The following is a 20,470-nucleotide window of genomic DNA, read 5'->3' as shown; positions in this document are numbered from 1 at the left end:
TGGTTCCTCACATCCGGAAGACGCCGAAGTTACTGGTGCCCTCCACCGGGGCAGTCGCGACCGCCGATAGGGCTTGACCGAGAATCGCCCGCGTATCGCGCGGGTCAATCACGCCGTCGTCGTAGAGCATCCCGGACAAGAACATCGGGACCGACTCGGCTTCAATCTGCGCTTCGATCATGGCGCGCATACCGGCATCGGCTTCCTCGTCGACGGTGCCGCCACGGGCTTCGGTGGCCGCACGGTTAACGATCGAGATGACGCCGGCCAACTGGGCGGCCCCCATGACGGCCGACTTGGCACTCGGCCAGGCGAACAGGAAGCGCGGGTTGTACGCCCGGCCACACATGCCGTAGTGACCAGCGCCGTAGCTGGCACCGATGAGTAGCGAGATGTGCGGGACCGTCGAGTTGGCGACCGCGTTAATCATCATCGAACCGTGCTTGATAATGCCGCCCTGCTCGTACTCCTTACCGACCATGTAGCCGGTGGTGTTGTGCAGGAACAGCAGTGGCGTATTGCTGCGGTTGGCGAGCTGAATGAACTGCGTGGCCTTCTGCGATTCCGCGGAGAACAGAACACCCTGCGCGTTCGCGAGGATGCCGACCGGGCGGCCGTGAATACGCGCCCAACCGGTGCACAGCGAGCTGCCGTACTCGGGCTTGAACTCGTCGAAATCCGAATCGTCGACAACGCGGGCAATCACCTCGCGCGGGTCGAACGGGATCTTCAGATCCGGCGGCACAATGCCGAGAAGTTCCTCCTGGCTGTACCGCGGTTCGATAATCTCCGCGACCGGTCCGGGGCCCTGCTTTTGCCAGTTGAGGCGGGAAACGATACCGCGACCAAGGCGGATTGCGTCCTGCTCATCGGCAGCCAGGTAATCGGCGAGACCGGAGACGCGGGCATGCATCTTGGCACCGCCGAGCTCTTCGTCGTCGCTCTCCTCGCCCGTGGCCATCTTGACCAGCGGCGGACCACCGAGGAACACCTTGGAGCGGTCCTCAATCATCACCACGTGATCGCTCATGCCCGGCACGTACGCGCCGCCGGCGGTCGAGTTGCCGAAGACGAGCGCGATCGTCGGAATGCCTGCCGCCGACAGTTGCGTGAGGTCGCGGAACATCGCTCCGCCCGGCACAAAAACTTCCTTCTGCGTCGGCAGGTCCGCGCCGCCCGACTCCACCAGCGACACCACCGGCAGACGGTTCTGACGGGCAATGTCGTTGCTACGCAAAATCTTCCGCAGAGTCCACGGGTTCGACGTGCCGCCCTTGACGGTCGGATCGTTCGCCACAATCAAGCACTCGGTGCCCTCAATGACGCCGATACCGACAACCACCGAAGCACCAACGGTGAAGTTGGAACCGTAGGCCGCCAGCGGGCACAGTTCCATGAACGGGGAATCCTCGTCAATGAGGAGTTCGATTCGCTCGCGGGCCGTCATCTTTCCGCGCTTGCGGTGCCGCTCGACGTATTTCTCGCCGCCGCCCGCAAGGACCTTGCGGAACTCAAGGTCGAGTTCGGTGAGCTTGCTGTTCATCGCCTCGACATTCGCGATGAAGTCCGCCGAAGATGCATCGACGGTGCTGCGGAGGATGGTCATGCCTGGTACCCCAATCGTTTTGCTGCCAGACCGGTCAAGATTTCGTTGGTGCCGCCGCCGATACCGATGATGCGCATATCGCGGTATTGGCGTTCGACTTCCGATTCGCTCATGTAGCCCATGCCGCCATGGAGTTGGACCGCTTGGTTCGCCACCCACTCGCCGGTTTCGACGGCGGTGTTCTTCGCGAAGCAGATTTCGGCGATCATGTCGTCACCCGACGTGAGACGACGATCCACGACGGCCCGCGTGTACGTGCGGGCAATGTCGATCTTTCGCGCCATCTCGGTGACCGTGTCTTGCACCGACTGGCGGGCAATCAACGGCTTCCCGAAGGTCTCGCGGTTGCGGACCCACTCCAAGGTCAGGTCCAGACAGCGCTGGGCGCTCGCGTACGCCTGCACGGCCAGTCCCGCGCGTTCAGAGACGAAGGCTTGCGCGATCTGCGCAAAGCCCGAGTTCTCCGCACCCACCAGGTTGGCGACCGGCACGCGCACATCGGTGAACGACAGTTCCGCGGTGTCCGAGCTGCGCCAGCCCATCTTGTCGAGCTTGCGCGCCACCTCGAAGCCGGGCGTTCCCTTCTCAATCACCAGCAGCGACACGCCCGCCGCTCCGGGACCGCCGGTGCGCACCGCCGTGACAACGAAATCGGCACGAACGGCCGAGGTGATGAAGGTCTTCGAACCGTTGACGACGTAGTGGTCACCGTCGCGGACGGCACTGGTCCGCAGGTGTCCCACGTCGCTGCCGCCGCTCGGTTCGGTGATCGCCAAGCTGCCGATCTTCTCCCCGGCAAGCGTGGGGCGGACCCACTTGTCGATCTGGTCGGGGTCGCCCGCCGCAATCAGATGCGGGAGCGCGATGCCGTGCGTGAACAGCGAGGCGAACACGCCGCCCGCTGCGCCGGCGTAGTGCAGTTCTTCGGCGAGGATCGACGTGTCGATGAGGTCGCCACCGCTGCCGCCGATCTCTTCCGGAATCCCCAGCCCAAACAGGCCGAGGGCGGCAGCTTCGCGGTGAACGTCGCGCGGGATCAACCCGTCGCGCTCCCAGTCGCCCTGGTAGGGCAGGATGTGCCGGTTGACGAAGCCGCGCACGGTGGCGCGGAGTTCTCGTCGTTCCGGGGAATCCCAAACGTCACTGGCAATCGGCACTGGCTAGCTCTCCTCGGTCTTGCGGAAACGGGTCGGAATGGCGACGGTCCGCGACCGCAGCCACTCACCAAGCCCCTTGGCTTGCGGATCGAATCGCACGTTCTCGGCGACGCCACGACCCAGCACTTCTTCAATGACGAAGTTGACGGCCCACATGTTGGGCAGCGGGTAGCGGTGCACCGTGAGATCGGCGATCTCCGGCAGGAGTTCCTTGAGTCGGTTGACGCTGAGCGTCTGGTCGAGCCAGGCGAACTCCTCCGCACTGCGGACCCACACACCGATGTTGGCGCTGCCACCCTTATCGCCGGAGCGCGCGCCGACAATGGTGCCGAGCGGCGCGGTGAACGTCTCCCCCCAGTCGGTGGCCGCCGGGGCATCCACGCTCTGGTCGACGATCGCGTCGGTGCGCAGCGGCGACGGTTCCACCTTCACGGTGACGCCGTCGGGCAGGTTTACCTGGTGCGGGACCAGTGCGGCATCGACGTAGGCGGGCTCAAACACACCGTACGGCGCGCCGTTGGCGGGGGGCGCGGTCAGCGTGAACCCCGGGTAGCTGGCGAGCGCGAGTTCGACGGCGGTGCTGGAGAATTTGCGGCCAGCCTTGCGCGGGTCCGCGTCGCGGGCGACGCACCGGAGGATCGCGCTGGCGGTCTCTTCGGTGTCGGCGTTGGCGCGGTCGTGGCGGACCAGATCCCACGACAGTTCCGCGGGGCGTTCGGCCAGCGCATCCTCGAACTGCTCCTGGAACAGCGCCGCTTTCGCTTCAATGTCGAGGCCGGTGACAACCACCTCGAATTCGTTACGAATACCGCCGAGATGGTTCAGGGACACCTTGAGATCCTTGGGCGGAGCCTCCCCCTTCACGCCGCTGATGCTGACGCGGTCGGCCCCAACCTGTGCGAGGGTGATGGTGTCCATCCGTGCCGTGGCGTCCGGGTTGTAGTAGCGCGGACCGGCGATTTCGTACAGCAACTGGGCCGTGATGGTCCCGACCAGGACCGCACCGCCGGTGCCTTCATGCTTTGTGATGACCGACGTGCCGTCGGCGGCGACTTCCGCGATCGGGAAGCCGAGGCGACCCATCTTCGGGATCTCGGTGAAGAACGAGTAGTTCCCGCCCGTCGCCTGCGCGCTGCATTCGATGACGTGCCCGGCAACCACGGCGCCAGCCAACTGATCGATGTCGTCGTAGCCCCACCCGAAGGCCGACGCAGCCGATCCGACCACCAGTGAGGCGTCGGTGACGCGTCCGGTCACCACGATGTCCGCACCCGCGTCGAGCGCGGCCTTGATACCGAATGCACCGAGGTAGGCATTGGCGGCGATGGGCGTGCCCAGGCCTAGTTCGTCCGCGCGGGCAACGATGTCGTCGCCAGCCACAAACGCCACACGACGGTCCACGCCGAGCTTCTCAATCACTTCGCGGAGGTCCACAGCCAAGCCATGCGGGTTGAGGCCGCCCGCGTTGACGACCACCTTCACGTCCTTCTCGGCGATCAGCTCAAGGTTCTCTTCCATCTGACGAAGGAAGGTCTTGGCGTAGCCGAGGTTCGGGTCCTTGAGGCGGTCGCGCCCCAAGATGAGCATGGTCAGTTCGGCGAGGTAGTCACCGACGATGAAGTCGAGGTCGCCGCCTTCCAACATCTCGCGCATCGCGCTGAAGCGGTCGCCGTAAAAACCGGAAACGTTGCCGATCCGAATGGGACGCGGAGCGTCAGACATCATGCCTCCTGCAGGTTCATGTGGGTTTGGTGGAAGTTGTTCAGGACTGGCTGGGTTCGCGGCCGCTGCCGGGAGGGCCCGCGAAAACCTGCGCGATGGACGCCCACTGCGTGGCGTTGTCGCCGATGATCTCCAAGTTGAGGTCGGCCAGGTTGCGTCTCTGGGTGATGAGCTCGCAGAAGTCGACGGCCGAGCCGCGCACAATGTCGGTCGCGTCCTCGGATCCCCACGTCCACACTTCGCCCGACGGCGCGGTGATCTCGTACCGGAACTCCGTGGCCGGGGCTTCGATGCCGTTCACCATGTACGAGTAGTTCCGAGTACGAACGCCCAGGTGGACGATGTTCTTGATGCTGTCGTCGGACACGCGCTCGGCACCGAGAGCATCGGCAACGTCCAGTCCGTGCGCCCATGTCTCCATCAGCCGCGCGGTAGCCATCGACGCTGCCGACATCGGCGGACCGAACCACGTCAGCTTGGTCCCCGACGGAACTGCGAGCAGCGCACCGGCCAGCTTGGCCCGCGTTTTGCGCCAGTCGTCGAGGATCTCAGCGGGCGGTCGTGCCGCTTCCACGGCGGCGGCGTCGTCGACGAAGCCGAGCGGGTCTGCCGTCGCCTCGGCGAGCGCCTGGGCGAAGCCTTCGGGGTCCGTTGCCGAGAGCAGTGAAGCGCGGTCAGTCCACAGCAGGTGACCGATCTGGTGGGCGATGGTCCACCCTTCTGCGGGAGTCGGCGCGGCCCAACCTTCCGCGGGCAGCGCCGCGACAAGGTCGTCCAAAGAATCCGATTCGGCCTGCAATGCCTGCACTAGTTCGTCCACAATCGACATGCGACCAGAGTCACACGACTCCTCAAATAAATCAAGCACGCATGATTGTTTATTGAAATTTCGTCGCGTTGGGGCGCAGCCCTGTAGCTATCCGCGTAGTTCGCTGATTCTCGTTCCCGCACAGACGGAGCGAGAATCAGCGAAGTACGCGAACGCGACGAAGAGTCCAGGAACCGGGAGACCTTCGGTTGGCTCGTTGCATCACCGGCCTGGTAGGGGTGTAGCCATGACCTCTACCCCGACGCAGGCATCCGACCCGTTCCAGAAGTTCGCCATTGGCCGCACGGGTGACCTCGACGAGGTGCTGATGCGGCAGAAGCTCGGGACCAGCGTCACCGACCATCGCGGTCTGATCGAGTTGCCCGCGCTGGCCGTACTGTTCGACGACATCGGCGGCATCCCGTTCTATTTGCTCGATCCCACCACGTCGTCCATGCAGGCGCGACTGACGATGGCGATGGTGCATCGCCCCGCCGTCGACGATGTGCTCATCGCCCGCGGCGACCTGCAGATTCACGACGACGCTTTCGGTTCCACCGCGGTCACCATCTCCGGTCGCGATGGCACGCTCTGCGTCGGGACGGCCCGCAATGTGCGCGTTGGTCGTGCCATCCGCGAGGGCGGTGGCCTCGACGGTGAGGATGCGCAGGCTATTTGGGATGTCGATCCGGAGGCCCCGAACCAGGTCCCCGCACCGGCACCATTGGATCCGGCGCTGTCGGGTGCCGAGGTGGTTGCCGGTCTCATCGACGGTTCGTTCCCGATGGGCCCAATTTCCGACCTGCTCGGCGGTGGCGTCAGCGGCAGCCATGAGGACGGCTCTATTACCGCGCACTTCGCGACGAAGGCGTGGATGAGCAACATGATGGGCACCATGCATGGTGGCGTCATCGGCGCGATGCTGGCGCAGGCATGTTCGTTCGGTGCGCAATTCCACGTGCGCCCCGGTGCCAATTACCAGTTGGTCGACTTCGCCTGCGAATTCCACCGCTCCCCCAGCGTCGACGGTCGTAGCGTGCGTGTCGAGGTAAGCCCGGTGAAGCTGGGCCGCCGCCTGAGCTTGTTCGATGCCCGCATGTACGACGGCGACGTCCTCCTCGGCCGTGCCACCGCCGATGCCAGGTTCGATCTGTAGCAACGTTGGGTGAGGCCTACCCGCACGGGCTGGCCACTCCGGGAACTGCGGCAGGGTGTCGGATACACATAGCCCCCGAAAAGCGGGAAGGGAGTGAAGCGCCCCCGACGGCGCTTCACTCCCTTCCGGTTATCTAAAGCACCGTTAGTGGCAGGGCTTTAGATGGTCCACGGTCGTCGAAGGTGAACGACGACCCCGCCGAGAAGCGCACGATGGCGACCTCGCCGGACTCTCGTTGGGCCTCGCCGCGCGCGATCGTGACGACCACGGCGTCGTCGTCGGACTCGCTCGCGCCGACAACCCACGTTTCATCGACGGCCCGAGCGGCCGCCTGCAGCGCACCCAACCGCCCTTCGACGAGCAGTCGCATCCACGCGCCGTCGTCTACTGCAGCCGAACCGCGCGGAATCCGAACCCGCACCTCGCCGCCGACGGCCTCGGCAACAACGCCCGTGTACTGCGTCGGCCCAAACACCGGATGCACATTCAGCACGTTGGCGAGGGTCTCCGCATCGGCACGACCGTCGAACAAGCTGGCCTTCAGTCGTTCGGCGGTAATGCCCGCGATCCCGATGAACTGCTTGTCGAGGATGTTGTCGGCCGTCTCCGGATCGGTGCGCCGGCACACCGACGCTAGGAACCCCAGCGCCAGGAGTTGATGCTGCAGCGCCGTCTCCTCCGCGATCCGCACCAGCGCCGACGTCGAGAACTCACCGAACGCCAAGTCTTCGACGAGCGGTCCGCGGTAGTCACTACGACCGTCAACACCAGCCGGGTCGATGGGACTCAGCGCGATGGTCGCCGCCTGCAGTTCCAGCATCGGTTCGGTGACCTTGGGGAGCGGCAACTCCTCGCGGTCGGGTTCGATCGTCACCGTCCACTCGCAGTGCGGCGTCCGGTCTGCGGGCATACGCGGCGGCCGATGGACCGGACGGATCCGTGCGCGACGGTTGGTGGCAATAGCCGTCGCATCGAACGTCGGATCTTCAATGTCGTGGCACATGGCCGTCACGTACTCATCGCCCATGGGCTCGACGTCAAGGAGCGCTCCACAACTGTCGAGCACAAACGAGCCGTGATACTTGTCGACGATCCGATACCGGAAGTCCATGAACTGCGGCGGCGCGCCGATGTCGAGTTGCAGACATTTGAACATGTCTTCGACGCCATCACCGTCGATCCCGAGGGCTTCGCGCATGCGGCCGGTATAGACCGGGCTGGCCGCCATCCACTCCTCGATCGCGACCTGCGTCATACCCTCGCGACCAAACTCGGCAATCAGGTGAGCCATGCCCGAACGGTCGATGAGCTGCCCCGACAGCAACGACTCCGGAACCAGAGTCGCCAATTGATCGTGGCTCAAGCTCACGGCAAGTCCCACAGGCCGACGGGCGACGTGCCCTTCGGGTACCAACCGGGAAGCGTGCCCGGCGCGGACTTCTCCATGCGCTTGAGCATCCCCGGGCTGCACGCCTTGTCGGTCAGCATTTCGATGAACAGGGCGGTCACGTTGCCGAAATCGAAGAAGTCACGCTGCCAACTGAACTGGTAGTTCCCCGCGTACCGGAACCAACTACCGCCAATCCCGTGCACCGCATAATTTGAGCCATCGGCACGCACGCCCTCGTTTATCTGCCGCCACAGCCCGATCATGTCGCCGGTCTGCTCGTCGATCACCCACGCCTGGTACGGGTACTCCCAGCCCTCGAGGCCCTCCATTTCCTGGCCCAGGGCGATGTCGCGGATCTCGTCGCGTCCGACAGCCATGAAGTCCTTCTCCGGACCGTAATTCCAGCCGTAGGTGGCGTCTTCGGTGTAGAAGTCGGCGAGCGGTTTCCAGTCGCCAGCCTTCTCGGCGACCACGTTCGCCTCCAGCCAGCGGCGCTTCATTTCGTCGAGCTCGGCGCGGTCGAAAGCCATGGGTTAGTCCTCCACAATCTTGAGAGCTTGGGTTGGGCAATAGCGGACGGCGGCCTCAACTGCGGCGCGCCGGGATTCATCGGGGGTTGGGTTGAGGATGGTCACGGTGTCACGGCCAGCTTCAAAGACGTCGGGGGCTTCCATCTCACACATGCCGTGGCCTTGGCACAGGTCGCGGTCCACTTCGACGCGCACTACGCGCCTCGCTTGCGGTAGGCCACGCGGCACGGCTGCTGCAATTGCACGACCATCTTCGAGTGGTCGTTGCGGTAGCTATCCGGGTCTTGGACGAGGCTGAACTCGTAGTTGCGGAGCAACACGGAAAAGATGGCCTTGAGCTGCATCATCGCGAATTGCGCGCCAACGCAGCGGTGCCTTCCCGCGCCGAACGGGATCCACGTCCACCGGTTGACGAGGTCTTCCTGGCGGGGTTCGGCGTAGCGTGCGGGATCAAAATCGTCGGGGTTCGGGAAGTCTTCGGGCAGCCGGTTCGAGACTGCTGGCGAGACGGCGATCGACTGTCCGGCGCGGACAGTGACGCCCTCAATCTCGAAGTCTTCCTGCACCAGGCGCATCAGAATAATCAGCGGCGGATGCAGCCGCAGCGCTTCCTTGATCGCCCCTTCGAGCGCCGGAATCTGCCGCATCGCGGCAAAGCTGTACTCGGTGCCGTCGTCGTAGATCCCGTCGAGTTCGGCGGTCACCTCCGCGAGGTAGTCGGGGTGTTTCAACAGTTCGATCAACGTCCATGCGGCCGTCCCCGAGGTGGTGTGGTGGCCGGCGAACATCATCGAAATGAAGATGCCGGTGACGGTGTCAGCGCTGAACATCTGCGAGCCATCTTCGTTCTTCAACGACACCAGCACGTCGAGGAGATCGCGGTCGTCCTTGTCGGCGGGCGGGTTCGCCATCCGCCCTTCCAGGACGCCGCCGATGAACTCGACGAGCTCTTCGCGCGCCGCATCGCGACGGCGGAAACTCTCGATATCGGCGTGCATATCGACGTAGGCGATGGGGTCAGTCCCCTTCTCCAACTCGTGGTACAGGTGCGCGATATGCCCGGACAGTTCTTCCCTGAACTTGCGTCCGATCAGGCACGACGACGACGTGTACAGCGTGAGCTCGGCGAAGAAGTCGAGCAGATCAATCTCACCCGCGTCGCCCCAGTCGGCGATCATCCGCTCCACCTCGTCGGGGATCGTGACTGCATGCTGCTTCATGTGCGAGCCCTTGAGGGCCTGGTTGTGCAGCATCTCCGACCGCCGCTCGGGGCTGGTATCGAAGACGACGCCCTCCCCGAAGATCGGCGTCATGAACGGATAGGCGGCAGCTTGGTCGAGCACCTCGTCGGGCGCGCGGAAGAATTCCTCGTTCGCGACCGCGCCGCTGACGAGAACCACTTCGCGGTCGGCGAGTTGGAACATGCCGACATCGCCGTGCTCGTCGCGGACCCGCTTGAACAAGCCGATGGGATCACTCGCGAGTTCGTCGAGGTGGCCGTGTTCGGTTTCCCCGCCGGAGACGCGCGGGGCTGTGGTGTGAGTACTGGTCATGAGAGTTTTCCTTCGGCTTCGACGTCGATGGCCTTCATGTGCGCGCCCGGAGCGAGGGCGATCATTGCCGCCACCGCCGACGCGAGGTTTTCCGGTTTCAAGAAGTTGCCATGCCTGGCGAGCCCGAAGGCGATCCAGTCGTTCAGCATGGCTTCGGTCTGCTTTTGTTCAAGGTTCATGCCCATACCGGTTAGCGTCTGGCCGGGCCGGACCAGGCCAGCGCGAACGCCACTGCCCTCGAGTTCCATTTGGATCGTGGTGACCAGACCTTCGACGCCGTACTTGGCGGCGACGTACGCCGACGACCACGGTCGTGGATGGGCAACGACGTCGGAGCTGATGAACACAATGTCACCGCGGCGACGTTGCATCATGGCGGGCGCGACGGCCCGGTACATGCGGTAGGCACCGACGAGGTGAACATCGATCTGGGCGGCCCAGTCGTCGACCGGCATCTCGTGCGCACGACCGATCTGCAGGTCACCGGCACCGGTAACGACCACTTCGAGGGGTCCGAGGAGTCGCTCGGCTTCGGCGACGGCGGCAGCGACCGAGTCGTCGTTGGTTACGTCGAGCGAGACGGCCACCGCCTCGCCGCCGCCCGCGACAATCTGCGTGGCAATCTCGGCGCATTTGTCGACGCGGCGGGCCCCGAGAGCCACCGGGTAGCCCGCTTCCGCGAGCATGCGCGCCGTCGCTTCACCAATGCCCGACGATGCTCCGGCGACGAGGACCGGTCGTCGTTCCGGGTGGGGTTGAAATCTCATCAACGCGCCTTCACCGTCATCGGGAGGGTTTCGAAGCCGCGGACGTTCACCGAGTGCACGCGGGCCGCAGCATCGAGGTCCAGGTCGAACCTGGTTGTGGTCCGGACAATTTCGCCGAGGCCGACGTTGGTTTCCAAACGGGCCAGGTGCGCGCCGAGACAAAAGTGCGTACCCAGACCAAACGAGCGAATGGTGCGGGCCGAGTCACGCCCAATCCGGAACTCGCCAGCATCGGGGCCGAAGGCTTCCTCGTCCCGGTTAGCCGACCCGATCAGCAGGAGAACCCGATCGCCCGCGGGGATCGTGAAACCGCCATACTCCACGTCCTCGAGGACGCGGCGCAGCAGCATTTGCGTCGACGTGTCGTAGCGGAGAGTTTCCTGCACCCAATCTTCAACCGCTTCAACCGGCTCTGCGCCGGCACCGACCGCGTCGAAGACTGGTGCGACCTGCCCGCTGCGATAGCCCCAGTAGACCGAGTTCGCGAGCAGCTTGGTGGTGGTCTCATTGCCCGCAACCACCATCAGCATCATGAAGCCGATGATTTCTTCTTCGGACATCGTGGTGACTTCGCCGTCCTCGCCGACGATCTCGGCGCGGATGAGGTCGGAGATCATGTCGTCACCCAGATTGCCGCGACGCTCCCGCACCAATTCCGCGTAGAACTGGTGAAGTTCCAGGTACGCGGTGATCGCGGCGGGCGGCACATCGGTGACACCCTCTTCCCGATGGATCAGCAGATCCGATTGTTTCCGCAGATAGGCGCGATCTTGCTGGCCAACGTCGAGGAGTTCGGACACCACATCCATCGGTAGCAAGCCGGCAAAGTCGTGGACGAAGTCGAACTCGCCCAACTGCAGGCAGCGGTCCCAATGCTGGTGTGCCAATTCCCCGATGCGCGGGGCCAACTCGGCCACCCGGTTGGGCGTAAAGCCCTTGGAAACGAGTTTCCGCAGCCGTAGGTGCCGCGGATCGTCCATCGCCAGGAAGCTCATCGCATGTTCGGCGTGCTCGTTGTACGCCATCGGATCCATCGAGACACCCCAACTATTGGAGAGTCGGATGTTGTCGCGGAAGGCGTCAGAAACATCCGCGTGTCGGGCCAGCGCCCAGAAGTCGCCATCGGTGTTGCGGTAGACCGGTGCCTCTGCGCGCAGACGCGCATAAGTGGGATACGGATCTTCGTGAAAGTCGTAGTCGTAGGGGTCGAAGGGAATCGATCCCTGCATGCCAGTGGTGATGACGGTCAACGTCTTATCCCATCAGTAGTGCGGCGGCGGCAACTAGCCGCTCGGACGTAGCTTCGTAACTCAGGTGACCCATCCCCGCGGTCACCAAACCTCCCGCGTACAGCATTTGCAGCGCGTCGACGACCTCGTCGCGGTTGGGGAAGTCGTCGCCGACGGCGGCGTTGAGTCGCTCGTGAATAAACCCGCCGATCCGCAGTCGTAGGTGCTGGGAGTCGGGGTCTCCGCCGAGGAGCGCGACGGTGACGGCCCCGCCGAGTTGGCCTTCGCCTGCCACCACCATCGAGACGCCGCGCAGTACCTGCGCCACGCGCTCGGTTGGCGGTAGTGACGGGTCGGATTCGGGGACACCTGCCGCGAGGCGACGCCAAAAGACCTCCGCGACCAGGTGCGACTTAGAACTGAAGTAGGTGTACGCGGTGGCGGGGGCGACGCCTGCACGCTTCGCGACATCGCGAACCGAGAGCGCGTCGAAACCTTCGGCGACCAGAATTTCGACGGCCGCGTCGGCCATTTTGGCGATCTTTTCGGCTTGCTGGGGGTTCAAGCGTCTGCGCGTGGATTCAACTTCGACGGGGGTGGACATGTGAGGGACGTTACTCTAATGTTGAAACGAAGTCTAGACACCTGTCCAGATGGAGTTCCGAAACACTGTTTGGAGTTACCGACCACATGACTCAAGCGGCTACCACCCTGAAGCCCCACATCGCGAGCGATCTGCTGATCGACGGCGGCCTCGTCCCCGGGTCCGGCGGCGTCTTCGACGTCGTCAATCCCGCCACCGAAGAAGTCATCGGGCAGGCTGCCGAGGCCACCGCCGACGACATGGACGCCGCGATCGCCGCGGCCCGCAACGCCTTCGACAACACCTCGTGGTCCCGCGACCACGCCTTCCGTGCCCGGTGCTTGCGTCAATTGCGCGACGCCCTTCTCGCCCACACCCACGAACTGCGCGAACTGACCGTTGCCGAGGTTGGTTGCCCAGTGTTTCTGACGCACGGGCCGCAATTGGTCGGCCCCATCACCGACCTCGGCTACTTCGCCGACCTCGCTGAGAACCACATCTGGCGAGTCGATCTCGGCGAAGCCAGCCCAATGGGCATCAAGAACCGCCGCGAGCTGCGGTCGGAGGCGATTGGCGTCGTCGGGGCCATCACGCCGTGGAACTTCCCCCACCAGATCAACTTCGCAAAGATCGGGCCCGCCCTCGCCGCCGGCTGCACCGTGGTGCTGAAACCCGCACCCGACACCCCGTGGTGTGCGGCGCTGGTCGGGAAGGTTATCGCCGAGGAGACTGACATCCCGGCGGGCGTGATCAACATCGTCACGTCGACCGATCATCGTCTCGGCGAGCAGCTGTGCACGGATCCCCGCGTCGACCTCATTTCTTTCACCGGTTCCACCGCCACCGGTCGTGCCGTCATGACCTCGGCTGCGGCAACGCTAAAGAAGGTGTTCCTGGAGTTGGGCGGCAAGTCGGCCTTCATTGTGCTCGACGACGCCGACCTCTCGGCCGCCTGCTCGATGGCGGCTTTCAACGTCGTCACCCATGCCGGTCAGGGCTGTGCTATCACCACGCGACTCGTCGTTCCGCGCGCCCAGCTCGACGAAGCCATCAGCGCGACCAAGAACGCGATGGCGGGTTTGGGGGCCAACGATCCAACTAAGCCGGGAACCATCTGCGGCCCGCTGATCTCCGAGCGTCAGCGCCAACGCGTGGAGGGCTACTTGGAGTTGGCTCGCGAAGAGGGCGGCGTGATCGAGACGGGTGGCGGTCGTCCCGCCGATCAGCCGCGCGGCTTCTTCGTCGAACCGACGTTGATTTCCGGTGTGGAGAACTCCGCTCGCGTGGCGCAGGAGGAGATCTTCGGGCCCGTCCTGGTGGTGATCCCCCACGACGGCGACCAGAATGCCATCGACATCGCCAACGATTCCCCATACGGACTCTCGGGTGCCGTTTGGGGCACCGACCCGGAACGCATCAACGCCGTCGTCGACGGTGTCCGCACCGGAACCATGGGCGTCAACGGCGGCATCTGGTATTCCGCCGACGTCCCCTTCGGCGGCTACAAAGCATCCGGCATCGGCCGCGAAATGGGCCAGCAGGGCTTCGCCGAATACCTAGAAACCAAAGCCGTCGCCACCCCCGTCTAACCCCGCTTTTTCGGCAGTTCTCCGGCTCCGCCTCCTCCCTTTTCTGTCACGTTTCGACCAGACCGTCACAACACACCGCAATCGGTGACGGTCTGGGCGCGTCGAGATTCCGTTTTGTGACAGAAAAGGGGAAATCCGGGGGGCACGCAAGCGGCACGACGGCACACACCCACGCCCCCACGCACCACGCACCCACGCACCTCTCAACCCCATCGAAACGAGGAATCATGAGTAATCGATTTACCGATAAGACTGCGATCGTCACCGGAGCGGCCGGCGGAATCGGCGAAGCCTATGCCCGCGCCTTGGCCGCCGAGGGCGCTTACGTGGTGATTGCCGACATCAACGACGACGCCGGGCAGGCTGTTGCCGACTCGATCGGCGGTATGTACGTGCACACCGACGTGGCCGACCCCGAGTCGGCAGCAGCCCTCGCCAAGGCCACCGTTGACGAGCGCGGCAAGATCGACGCCCTCATCAACAATGCCGCGATCTACGGCGGCATGAAACTCGACTTCCTCACCACCGTTCCCTGGGACTACTACAAAAAGTTCATGTCCGTGAACATGGACGGCGCACTCAACGTGACGCGCGCCTGCTACCAGCACATGCGTCACGGCGGTGCCATCGTCAACCAGTCGTCGACGGCTGCGTGGATGTACAGCGGCTTCTACGGACTGGCGAAGGTCGGCGTCAACGGCCTCACGCAGCAACTCGCCGTCGAACTCGGTGGGCAGCGGATCCGGATCAACGCCATCGCCCCGGGCCCCATCAACACCGAAGCGACCCTGACCAGCACGCCGCAGGAAATCGTCAACGATATGGTCTCGAAGCTGCCGATGGGCCGGGTCGGCACCCCCGACGACCTTGTCGGCATGTGCCTGTTCCTGCTCTCCGACGAGGCGTCGTGGGTCACCGGTCAGATCTTCAACGTCGACGGCGGACAGGTCATGCGCGCATGACCGAAGCTTCCCGCCCCGAAACCACGCGGCTCGGATACGTGGGCCTGGGCAATATCGGCGGCCCCATGGCGGTCCGACTTGCGGAGTCCTCCCCGCTGACCGTCTTCGACGTCTCACCGGAACCGGTCGCCAAGCTCGTCGAAGCCGGTGCGACCGCCGCCGACAGCCTTGCCGACCTGGCCACCGCCAGCGATCTGGTTAGCCTGTGCGTGCGCGACGACGCTCAGGTCGTCGAGGTCGTGACCGGCCTTCTCGGTCACCTCGCCGCTGGGTCGACGATTGTCGTGCATTCGACGATTTCTCCGGAGACGGCGGCGGCGCAGGCCGCACGATGCGCCGAACGGGACATTGCCCTCTTGGACGCACCGATCTCCGGTGGTGCGGCTGGCGCCCAGCAGGGCAGGCTCGCGATTATGGTCGGCGGCGACCGCGCCGCCTACGAAGCGGTGAAGGCTGCGCTCGCTCCGGCGGGCGACATGATCGTGCATGCCGGACCTGCCGCCGGGGATGGCACCAAGATGAAATTGGCCCGCAACCTACTGCATTTCATCTCGTTTGCCGCGACCACCGAAGCGGCACGATTGGCCGAAGCTGCGGGCATCGACATCGCGAAACTCGGCAGGGTGGTCCGCCACACTGATGCGATCACCGGCGGCGCCGGGGCCATTATGCTGCGCGATTCGACCGCACCGATTGAACCCGATGATTTCTGGTTCAGCGTCTTTACTCACGTCCGCGACCTCGGTGAAAAGGATTTGGGCCTGGCCCTGAATCTCGCCGACCAACTCGGCGTCGACCTCCCGATGGGTCGCGTCGCGCGTACCGACCTGGCCGCCGGACTCGGCGTCCCTCACACCCCGTTGCCCACCCCTGCAGAAGGAGCATCATGACCGACAACCAAACGCCCGCACCCGAAATGACCGAGCAGCGCCGCAAAGGTTTGGCGAAAATGTCGGAAGTCTATGGCTGGGAGATGGCCGACGGTCCCGGCGACGTTTTCGCCCACACGGCAGACCAGTTGTTCGGTGAAGTGTGGAGCCGAGAAGGCCTGACCAATCGTGACCGCCGACTGCTCCTACTGGGCGCGCTCGCAGCCAATGGCCACGTGGATATTGCCGAGATTCAGGCCGGGGCCGCCCTCGGTAACGGCGAGTTGACGCCGGAGGAACTCAACGAGATTGGCTTATTCCTCTGCTACTACGTGGGTTGGCCGATGGGAACCAGCATGGCGATGATGTTCGGTGGGGTCATCAACAAGCACAAGAAAGCGGCCCGGTGACCGGAATCGCATTCGCTAACCAAGCAACTGATTGCTTAGTGTCAACGTATGAAGAGTGTCGGTGCATTGAACTTTCGCCTGGTTGATCTCACCCCCGAGCAGATCGCTGAACGACTCGGCGTCGTCGAGCCGTTGACCGATTCGGTGCGCTCGCTGATCGACGCGGTGATCCGCACCGAGGTCGACGACGATCAGTTGCACGCGGCGCGCGAGAAAATCGATGCGATCGTCGCCGATCTGCGGGCCGAGCAAAAGCCGGGCAGTTTTGGTCTCGAGTTCACCAGCGACTTGCACGGTCTGCCTTGGGGCAACGCAGCGGTCGGGGCGCGCAACGCGATTGCCCCGCCCATGCGGATCGTTCATCACGAGGACAAGACTGCGACGTGCGAGGTCGACCTCGGTGCCGCGTACGAGGGTCCTAGCGGACTCGTCCACGGCGGCGTCTCGGCGTTGCTACTTGATCAACTCCTCGGCGAGGTGGTCAGTGTGAACGACAAAATGCCGTCGTTTACCGGGACGCTCAACGTGAAGTACGTGGCACCGACACCGCTCGGCCCCGTGCGCCTGCACGCGGAGATCGTCAATCGCGAAGGCCGCAAAACCTTTGTCCGCGGGCATATCGCGACGACCGACGGTACCGTCACCGTGACCGCCGAGGGAATCATGGTGGCACCAGCCAACCTGCCGAATCTCGGCTAGGTCCGCTCGCTCGACCCAGCTGACTCGATCGTCTCGAGCGGCGCAGCCTTTAACTCGGGGGCATTGGCCACCAGGAGCCATGCGGCGAGGGTCGCGAAGAGCAGCGGGATCATCAGATCGAATTGCGGCACCATCGCCAATGCAAGAAACAGGCTGATCCAGCCGTTGCGGGTCGCGGCGACAGAGATCCCCACCACGGCCGCAGTCACCGCAATAACGAGCGGTATCGACGGAATCAGGACGTGGGTGCCGAACCCGAGTGCCGCACCGATGAACACCGCCGGGAAGATTCGACCGCCGCGGAACCCGGCCGCGCTCGCCAGCAGCATCGCGCACAGTTTGACGCCGGCGAACACGAAGAAGCCGACCGCGGTCGTCGTCGAGAGTTGCGCAGGGAGCTCTTTCATCTGCTCGAGCCCTTTGAACAGGGTGATCGACCCGCCGAGCACCCCCAGTGCACCCAGTGCCGCGCCTGCGGCAGTCAGCAGAAGGACCGGATTGCGCATCGATCGATGCAGCAGTCGGTGCAGGGGGTCGAACACCATCGCACCCACGATGCCGACGGCGGCAGCTGCCACGCCTACGCCCACCGCTCGGAGCAGGTCGCCCAGACCGCCGACCGTCTCCTCGGGTAGCCCCATCGACATGGTCAAGTCGGTGAAATGCAGGATCACAAATGACCCGGTCGCCGCCGCAACCAACGGCAGGTAAAGCCTGTTCCAGAGGGGAATCCGGGTGTCTCCGCTGTTGAGCTCCGACAGCATCAGCGCTGCGGCGACCGGCGTCCCAAACAGTGCGCCAATGGTGGCGGCGCTCGCGAGTCCGGCCCAGTCCTTGTGCGGAACTTTCGGAATGAGTCGCGCACCGAGAACGACGATAACCGCCGCGTTGATGGCCATGATGGGGTTCTCCGGGCCGAGGCTCACGCCGCCGGCCAGGGTAACGATGGTGGCGATGATCAGCCCCGGTAGCACTTTCAATGGCAGCGGCTCGCTGAGCAGTTCGATGGTGGCGGGATCGTCACCGGCATGCCCGGGCATCCAACGGATCACGAGACCTGTGATCAGTCCCGCCATGGTGAGGACCACCATGATCCACCACCAGTCGTCCGTGGATGCGCCGACCGCCGAACTCAGGTCGTCCCACACCAGTTTCTGGACGAAGTCAGCGACCGCCGAAAGACCCGCCAGACCGAGTGCACACAGCACCCCCGCCGCGATGGCCACCGGTGTTAACGCGATCATCCGTCCGACCGGAGAGCGAAATTCTTCGGCCCCGGGCGATGCGGGATTGCCTTCGGCCACTGCGGAACTCCCTCCGTCACCGGGGGTGAGCCCCGGCTAGCTGTGGTCAGGAGTTTAGACCCGTCCACCCATGTACGACTGCCGCTCGGAAAACCTCAACCGCCGCCCCGAGTAAGCACTCGCTTGGCCCTTTCGCGGACGGGGGTTGAGGCGTTGGGTAGCGTCGAGGCCATGTGTGACGAGCAACGTGCCGCGCCGTTCTCCGCCGCGGAGACTGACGCCGTGCAAAAAATCTGGCGCGACCTGGGGCTCCCCGGCATCATCGATGTCCATACCCATTTCATGCCGCAGAACGTGATGAACAAGGTGTGGGGCTACTTTGACGAGTTCGGCGCAAAGGCTGGCGTCGAGTGGCCCATCACCTACCGCACTGACGAAGACAAGCGCGTCGAGACGCTCCGCGGCTTCGGTGTTCGGGCCTACTCGTCGATGATCTATCCCCACAAGCCCGACATGGCGCAATGGCTCAACGGGTGGGGTATCGAATTCGCCACCGCCCACCCCGATTGCTTGCAGACGGCCACGTTTTACCCGGAGTCGGGGGTCGGAGGGTACGTGGCCAGCGCGATCGAGGCCGGTGCCGAAGTCTTCAAGTCGCACATTCAGGTCGGCGAGTACGCTCCCAACGATCCCCTACTCGACGATGTGTGGGGATTGCTGTCCGAAACGCAGGTCCCCGTCGTTATTCACTGCGGTTCGGGCCCGGCACCTGGCACCTACACCGGGCCGGAACCCATCGCCGAGTTGCTGGGCCGCTTCCCGAATCTGCCGCTGATCATCGCGCACATGGGCATGCCCGAGTATGAGCAGTTCATGACGCTCGCCGAGAAGTACCCGGAGGTGCGTCTCGATACGACGATGGCCTTCACCGATTTCGTGGAGAATCTGTCGCCCTTGCAGGAATCGTTGAAGCCCCGTCTCCGGAACCTCGGCGGAAAGGTGCTGTTCGGCAGCGATTTCCCGAATATCCCGTACGGCTATCCCGAAGCGCTAACTGCCTGCGCTCGCCTTGACCTTGGTGATGACTGGCTCCGCGGCGTCTTCTACAACAACGCCGCCGCCCTCTTCGGCCGGAAGTGACGATGCTCGTCGACACGACGATCGTCACCCATCTGAGCAACATGGCCGACGCGGCAGTTGCCGCCGAGGAAGCCGGCTACGACGGGGTCTGGACCTTTGAGTCGTCGCACGATCCGTTCTTGCCGCTGATGTTGGCCGCCGAGCACACCACGAAGGTGGAGATCGGCACCTCGATCGCGGTGGCGTTCGCCCGCAACCCGCTACTGCTGGCGAGCATCGGGTGGGACTTGCAGTCGTACTCGCGGGGCCGCTTTATTCTGGGGCTCGGCACTCAGATCAAGCCGCACATCGAGCGACGCTACTCGATGCCGTGGAGTCGCCCAGCCGCCCGCATGCACGACATGATTTCGGCGATCCGCGAGATCTGGCAGTCGTGGGAGACGGGCGGGCGCCTCGATCACCGGGGCGAGTTCTATACGCACACGCTGATGCCGCCACTTTTTCGGCCCAACCCCGATGAGGTGCAGGATTTCGGCACACCGCCGATCTGGCTGGCTGGCGTCGGTCCACGGATGACGGAAGTCGCCGGCGAGGTGGCGGACGGCTTTTTGTCGCATCCGCTGTGTCCGCCGGAGTTTCTGCGGGAGACCACGGTGCCGTCGTTGATGGCCGGTGCGGCCAAGGCTGGTCGGCCGGTCCCGGCGATTCATCATTCGGCGATGGTGATCGTCGGACACGATGACGCCGAGTTGAAGGTGGCACGAGAGGGCGTTCGGAAGCAGATCGCGTTCTACGGTTCGACGCCCGCCTACCGCCCGGTTCTCGACTCTGTCGGTTACGGCGATCTCGGGCCGCGCCTGCACGAATTGTCCCGGACGGGCGGATGGTCGGAGATGACGAAACTGGTTGGCGATCAGTTAGTTGACGCGATCGCCGTTAACGCCGCCGACCCCGTCGCCGGTGCCGCCGAACTGCTGCGCCGCTACGGTCCCCTCGTCGATCGCCTCGGCTTCAACACCCCGTACCAGGCGGACCCCGCCCTCCTCGTCAACCTCTCCCGTGCCGTTCGCGCATGATGCGTCGATTCCCGCACTATGTCTGACATAGTGCGGGAAT

General features: G+C 64.3%; 20 protein-coding genes. 8 read left to right on the top strand and 12 right to left on the bottom strand.

Annotated elements, in window-relative coordinates; all coding sequences use genetic code 11:
- Positions 1-7 precede the first annotated feature (7 nt).
- From WBA38_RS00100 to WBA38_RS00085, 4 genes are read right to left on the bottom strand one after another with little or no spacing between them, the layout of a single operon-like run.
- Positions 8-1,606, bottom strand: coding sequence for an acyl-CoA carboxylase subunit beta (locus WBA38_RS00100; RefSeq protein WP_424321771.1), 1,599 nt, complete (start codon positions 1,604-1,606; stop codon positions 8-10).
- Positions 1,603-2,763 carry an acyl-CoA dehydrogenase family protein gene (locus tag WBA38_RS00095; RefSeq protein ID WP_424295311.1) on the bottom strand — a complete coding sequence of 387 codons (1,161 nt, stop codon included), beginning with the start codon at positions 2,761-2,763 and terminating at the stop codon, positions 1,603-1,605. Before WBA38_RS00095 ends, WBA38_RS00100 begins: the two co-directional genes overlap by 4 nt.
- 3 nt (positions 2,764-2,766) lie before the next feature.
- Positions 2,767-4,485 (bottom strand): acyclic terpene utilization AtuA family protein, encoded by a 1,719-nt coding sequence (locus tag WBA38_RS00090; RefSeq protein ID WP_424321770.1) that lies wholly within the window; start codon positions 4,483-4,485, stop codon positions 2,767-2,769.
- Between the two features lie 40 nt (positions 4,486-4,525).
- Positions 4,526-5,314: a TIGR03084 family metal-binding protein gene (locus WBA38_RS00085; RefSeq protein WP_424321769.1), complete on the bottom strand. Its 789-nt coding sequence runs from the start codon at positions 5,312-5,314 to the stop codon at positions 4,526-4,528.
- A 226-nt stretch (positions 5,315-5,540) separates the two neighbouring features.
- On the opposite strand from WBA38_RS00085, the gene WBA38_RS00080 reads away from it, so the two are divergent.
- Positions 5,541-6,449 (top strand): PaaI family thioesterase, encoded by a 909-nt coding sequence (locus WBA38_RS00080; RefSeq protein ID WP_424321768.1) that lies wholly within the window; start codon positions 5,541-5,543, stop codon positions 6,447-6,449.
- A gap of 133 nt (positions 6,450-6,582) precedes the next feature.
- Here the strand turns inward: WBA38_RS00080 and WBA38_RS00075 are convergent, their stop codons facing one another.
- The 7 genes from WBA38_RS00075 to WBA38_RS00045 are packed head-to-tail and all read right to left on the bottom strand — an operon-like array spanning position 6,583 to position 12,522.
- A complete protein-coding gene (locus WBA38_RS00075) occupies positions 6,583-7,818 on the bottom strand; it encodes a hypothetical protein (protein WP_424321767.1) in 1,236 nt (411 codons plus the stop codon).
- On the bottom strand, positions 7,815-8,369 hold the full coding sequence (locus tag WBA38_RS00070; protein WP_424293632.1) for a nuclear transport factor 2 family protein: 555 nt from the start codon (positions 8,367-8,369) through the stop codon (positions 7,815-7,817). Before WBA38_RS00070 ends, WBA38_RS00075 begins: the two co-directional genes overlap by 4 nt.
- Before the next feature lie 3 nt (positions 8,370-8,372).
- Positions 8,373-8,564: a ferredoxin gene (locus WBA38_RS00065; protein ID WP_424293631.1), complete on the bottom strand. Its 192-nt coding sequence runs from the start codon at positions 8,562-8,564 to the stop codon at positions 8,373-8,375.
- Positions 8,564-9,922, bottom strand: coding sequence for a cytochrome P450 (locus tag WBA38_RS00060; protein WP_424293630.1), 1,359 nt, complete (start codon positions 9,920-9,922; stop codon positions 8,564-8,566). Before WBA38_RS00060 ends, WBA38_RS00065 begins: the two co-directional genes overlap by 1 nt.
- The gene (locus WBA38_RS00055) at positions 9,919-10,689 is read right to left on the bottom strand and encodes an SDR family oxidoreductase (protein ID WP_424293629.1); all 771 of its coding nucleotides are present in this window, start codon (positions 10,687-10,689) and stop codon (positions 9,919-9,921) included. Before WBA38_RS00055 ends, WBA38_RS00060 begins: the two co-directional genes overlap by 4 nt.
- Positions 10,689-11,918 carry a cytochrome P450 gene (locus tag WBA38_RS00050; RefSeq protein ID WP_424293635.1) on the bottom strand — a complete coding sequence of 410 codons (1,230 nt, stop codon included), beginning with the start codon at positions 11,916-11,918 and terminating at the stop codon, positions 10,689-10,691. Before WBA38_RS00050 ends, WBA38_RS00055 begins: the two co-directional genes overlap by 1 nt.
- 25 nt (positions 11,919-11,943) lie before the next feature.
- On the bottom strand, positions 11,944-12,522 hold the full coding sequence (locus WBA38_RS00045; protein WP_424293628.1) for a TetR/AcrR family transcriptional regulator: 579 nt from the start codon (positions 12,520-12,522) through the stop codon (positions 11,944-11,946).
- Positions 12,523-12,608: 86 nt separating this feature from the next.
- On the opposite strand from WBA38_RS00045, the gene WBA38_RS00040 reads away from it, so the two are divergent.
- From WBA38_RS00040 to WBA38_RS00020, 5 genes are all read left to right on the top strand, one after another.
- The gene (locus WBA38_RS00040) at positions 12,609-14,090 is read left to right on the top strand and encodes an aldehyde dehydrogenase (protein WP_424321766.1); all 1,482 of its coding nucleotides are present in this window, start codon (positions 12,609-12,611) and stop codon (positions 14,088-14,090) included.
- A 224-nt stretch (positions 14,091-14,314) separates the two neighbouring features.
- Positions 14,315-15,052: an SDR family oxidoreductase gene (locus WBA38_RS00035; protein WP_424293634.1), complete on the top strand. Its 738-nt coding sequence runs from the start codon at positions 14,315-14,317 to the stop codon at positions 15,050-15,052.
- A complete protein-coding gene (locus WBA38_RS00030; RefSeq protein ID WP_424321765.1) occupies positions 15,049-15,942 on the top strand; it encodes an NAD(P)-dependent oxidoreductase in 894 nt (297 codons plus the stop codon). Before WBA38_RS00035 ends, WBA38_RS00030 begins: the two co-directional genes overlap by 4 nt.
- Positions 15,939-16,331, top strand: a complete 393-nt coding sequence (locus WBA38_RS00025; RefSeq protein ID WP_424293625.1) for a carboxymuconolactone decarboxylase family protein — start codon at positions 15,939-15,941, stop codon at positions 16,329-16,331. Before WBA38_RS00030 ends, WBA38_RS00025 begins: the two co-directional genes overlap by 4 nt.
- Before the next feature lie 48 nt (positions 16,332-16,379).
- Positions 16,380-17,030 carry a PaaI family thioesterase gene (locus tag WBA38_RS00020; RefSeq protein ID WP_424321764.1) on the top strand — a complete coding sequence of 217 codons (651 nt, stop codon included), beginning with the start codon at positions 16,380-16,382 and terminating at the stop codon, positions 17,028-17,030.
- Here WBA38_RS00020 and WBA38_RS00015 read toward each other — a convergent pair.
- Positions 17,027-18,334, bottom strand: coding sequence for an ion channel protein (locus WBA38_RS00015; RefSeq protein ID WP_424294940.1), 1,308 nt, complete (start codon positions 18,332-18,334; stop codon positions 17,027-17,029). The two genes, WBA38_RS00020 and WBA38_RS00015, sit on opposite strands and share 4 nt — an antisense overlap.
- A 171-nt stretch (positions 18,335-18,505) precedes the next feature.
- On the opposite strand from WBA38_RS00015, the gene WBA38_RS00010 reads away from it, so the two are divergent.
- Positions 18,506-19,414: an amidohydrolase family protein gene (locus WBA38_RS00010; RefSeq protein WP_424321763.1), complete on the top strand. Its 909-nt coding sequence runs from the start codon at positions 18,506-18,508 to the stop codon at positions 19,412-19,414.
- A 2-nt stretch (positions 19,415-19,416) separates the two neighbouring features.
- Positions 19,417-20,430: a TIGR03617 family F420-dependent LLM class oxidoreductase gene (locus WBA38_RS00005; protein WP_424321762.1), complete on the top strand. Its 1,014-nt coding sequence runs from the start codon at positions 19,417-19,419 to the stop codon at positions 20,428-20,430.
- The last annotated feature ends 40 nt before the right edge of the window (positions 20,431-20,470 follow it).

This window comes from Gordonia sp. (in: high G+C Gram-positive bacteria), assembly GCF_049647785.1.
Lineage (GTDB): Bacteria > Actinomycetota > Actinomycetes > Mycobacteriales > Mycobacteriaceae > Gordonia.
This window is presented reverse-complemented; position numbering and strand designations above follow the sequence as displayed.

Bases quoted from the DNA above. Each gene is read 5' to 3' on its own strand.
- WBA38_RS00100 (WP_424321771.1), bottom strand. From the start codon at position 1,606: ATGACCATCCTCCGCAGCACCGTCGATGCATCTTCGGCGGACTTCATC.
- WBA38_RS00090 (WP_424321770.1), bottom strand. From the start codon at position 4,485: ATGTCTGACGCTCCGCGTCCCATTCGGATCGGCAACGTTTCCGGTTTT.
- WBA38_RS00085 (WP_424321769.1), bottom strand. From the start codon at position 5,314: ATGTCGATTGTGGACGAACTAGTGCAGGCATTGCAGGCCGAATCGGAT.
- WBA38_RS00080 (WP_424321768.1), top strand. From the start codon at position 5,541: ATGACCTCTACCCCGACGCAGGCATCCGACCCGTTCCAGAAGTTCGCC.
- WBA38_RS00070 (WP_424293632.1), bottom strand. From the start codon at position 8,369: ATGGCTTTCGACCGCGCCGAGCTCGACGAAATGAAGCGCCGCTGGCTG.
- WBA38_RS00060 (WP_424293630.1), bottom strand. From the start codon at position 9,922: ATGACCAGTACTCACACCACAGCCCCGCGCGTCTCCGGCGGGGAAACC.
- WBA38_RS00055 (WP_424293629.1), bottom strand. From the start codon at position 10,689: ATGAGATTTCAACCCCACCCGGAACGACGACCGGTCCTCGTCGCCGGA.
- WBA38_RS00050 (WP_424293635.1), bottom strand. From the start codon at position 11,918: ATGCAGGGATCGATTCCCTTCGACCCCTACGACTACGACTTTCACGAA.
- WBA38_RS00045 (WP_424293628.1), bottom strand. From the start codon at position 12,522: ATGTCCACCCCCGTCGAAGTTGAATCCACGCGCAGACGCTTGAACCCC.
- WBA38_RS00040 (WP_424321766.1), top strand. From the start codon at position 12,609: ATGACTCAAGCGGCTACCACCCTGAAGCCCCACATCGCGAGCGATCTG.
- WBA38_RS00030 (WP_424321765.1), top strand. From the start codon at position 15,049: ATGACCGAAGCTTCCCGCCCCGAAACCACGCGGCTCGGATACGTGGGC.
- WBA38_RS00025 (WP_424293625.1), top strand. From the start codon at position 15,939: ATGACCGACAACCAAACGCCCGCACCCGAAATGACCGAGCAGCGCCGC.
- WBA38_RS00020 (WP_424321764.1), top strand. From the start codon at position 16,380: ATGAAGAGTGTCGGTGCATTGAACTTTCGCCTGGTTGATCTCACCCCC.
- WBA38_RS00010 (WP_424321763.1), top strand. From the start codon at position 18,506: ATGTGTGACGAGCAACGTGCCGCGCCGTTCTCCGCCGCGGAGACTGAC.
- WBA38_RS00005 (WP_424321762.1), top strand. From the start codon at position 19,417: ATGCTCGTCGACACGACGATCGTCACCCATCTGAGCAACATGGCCGAC.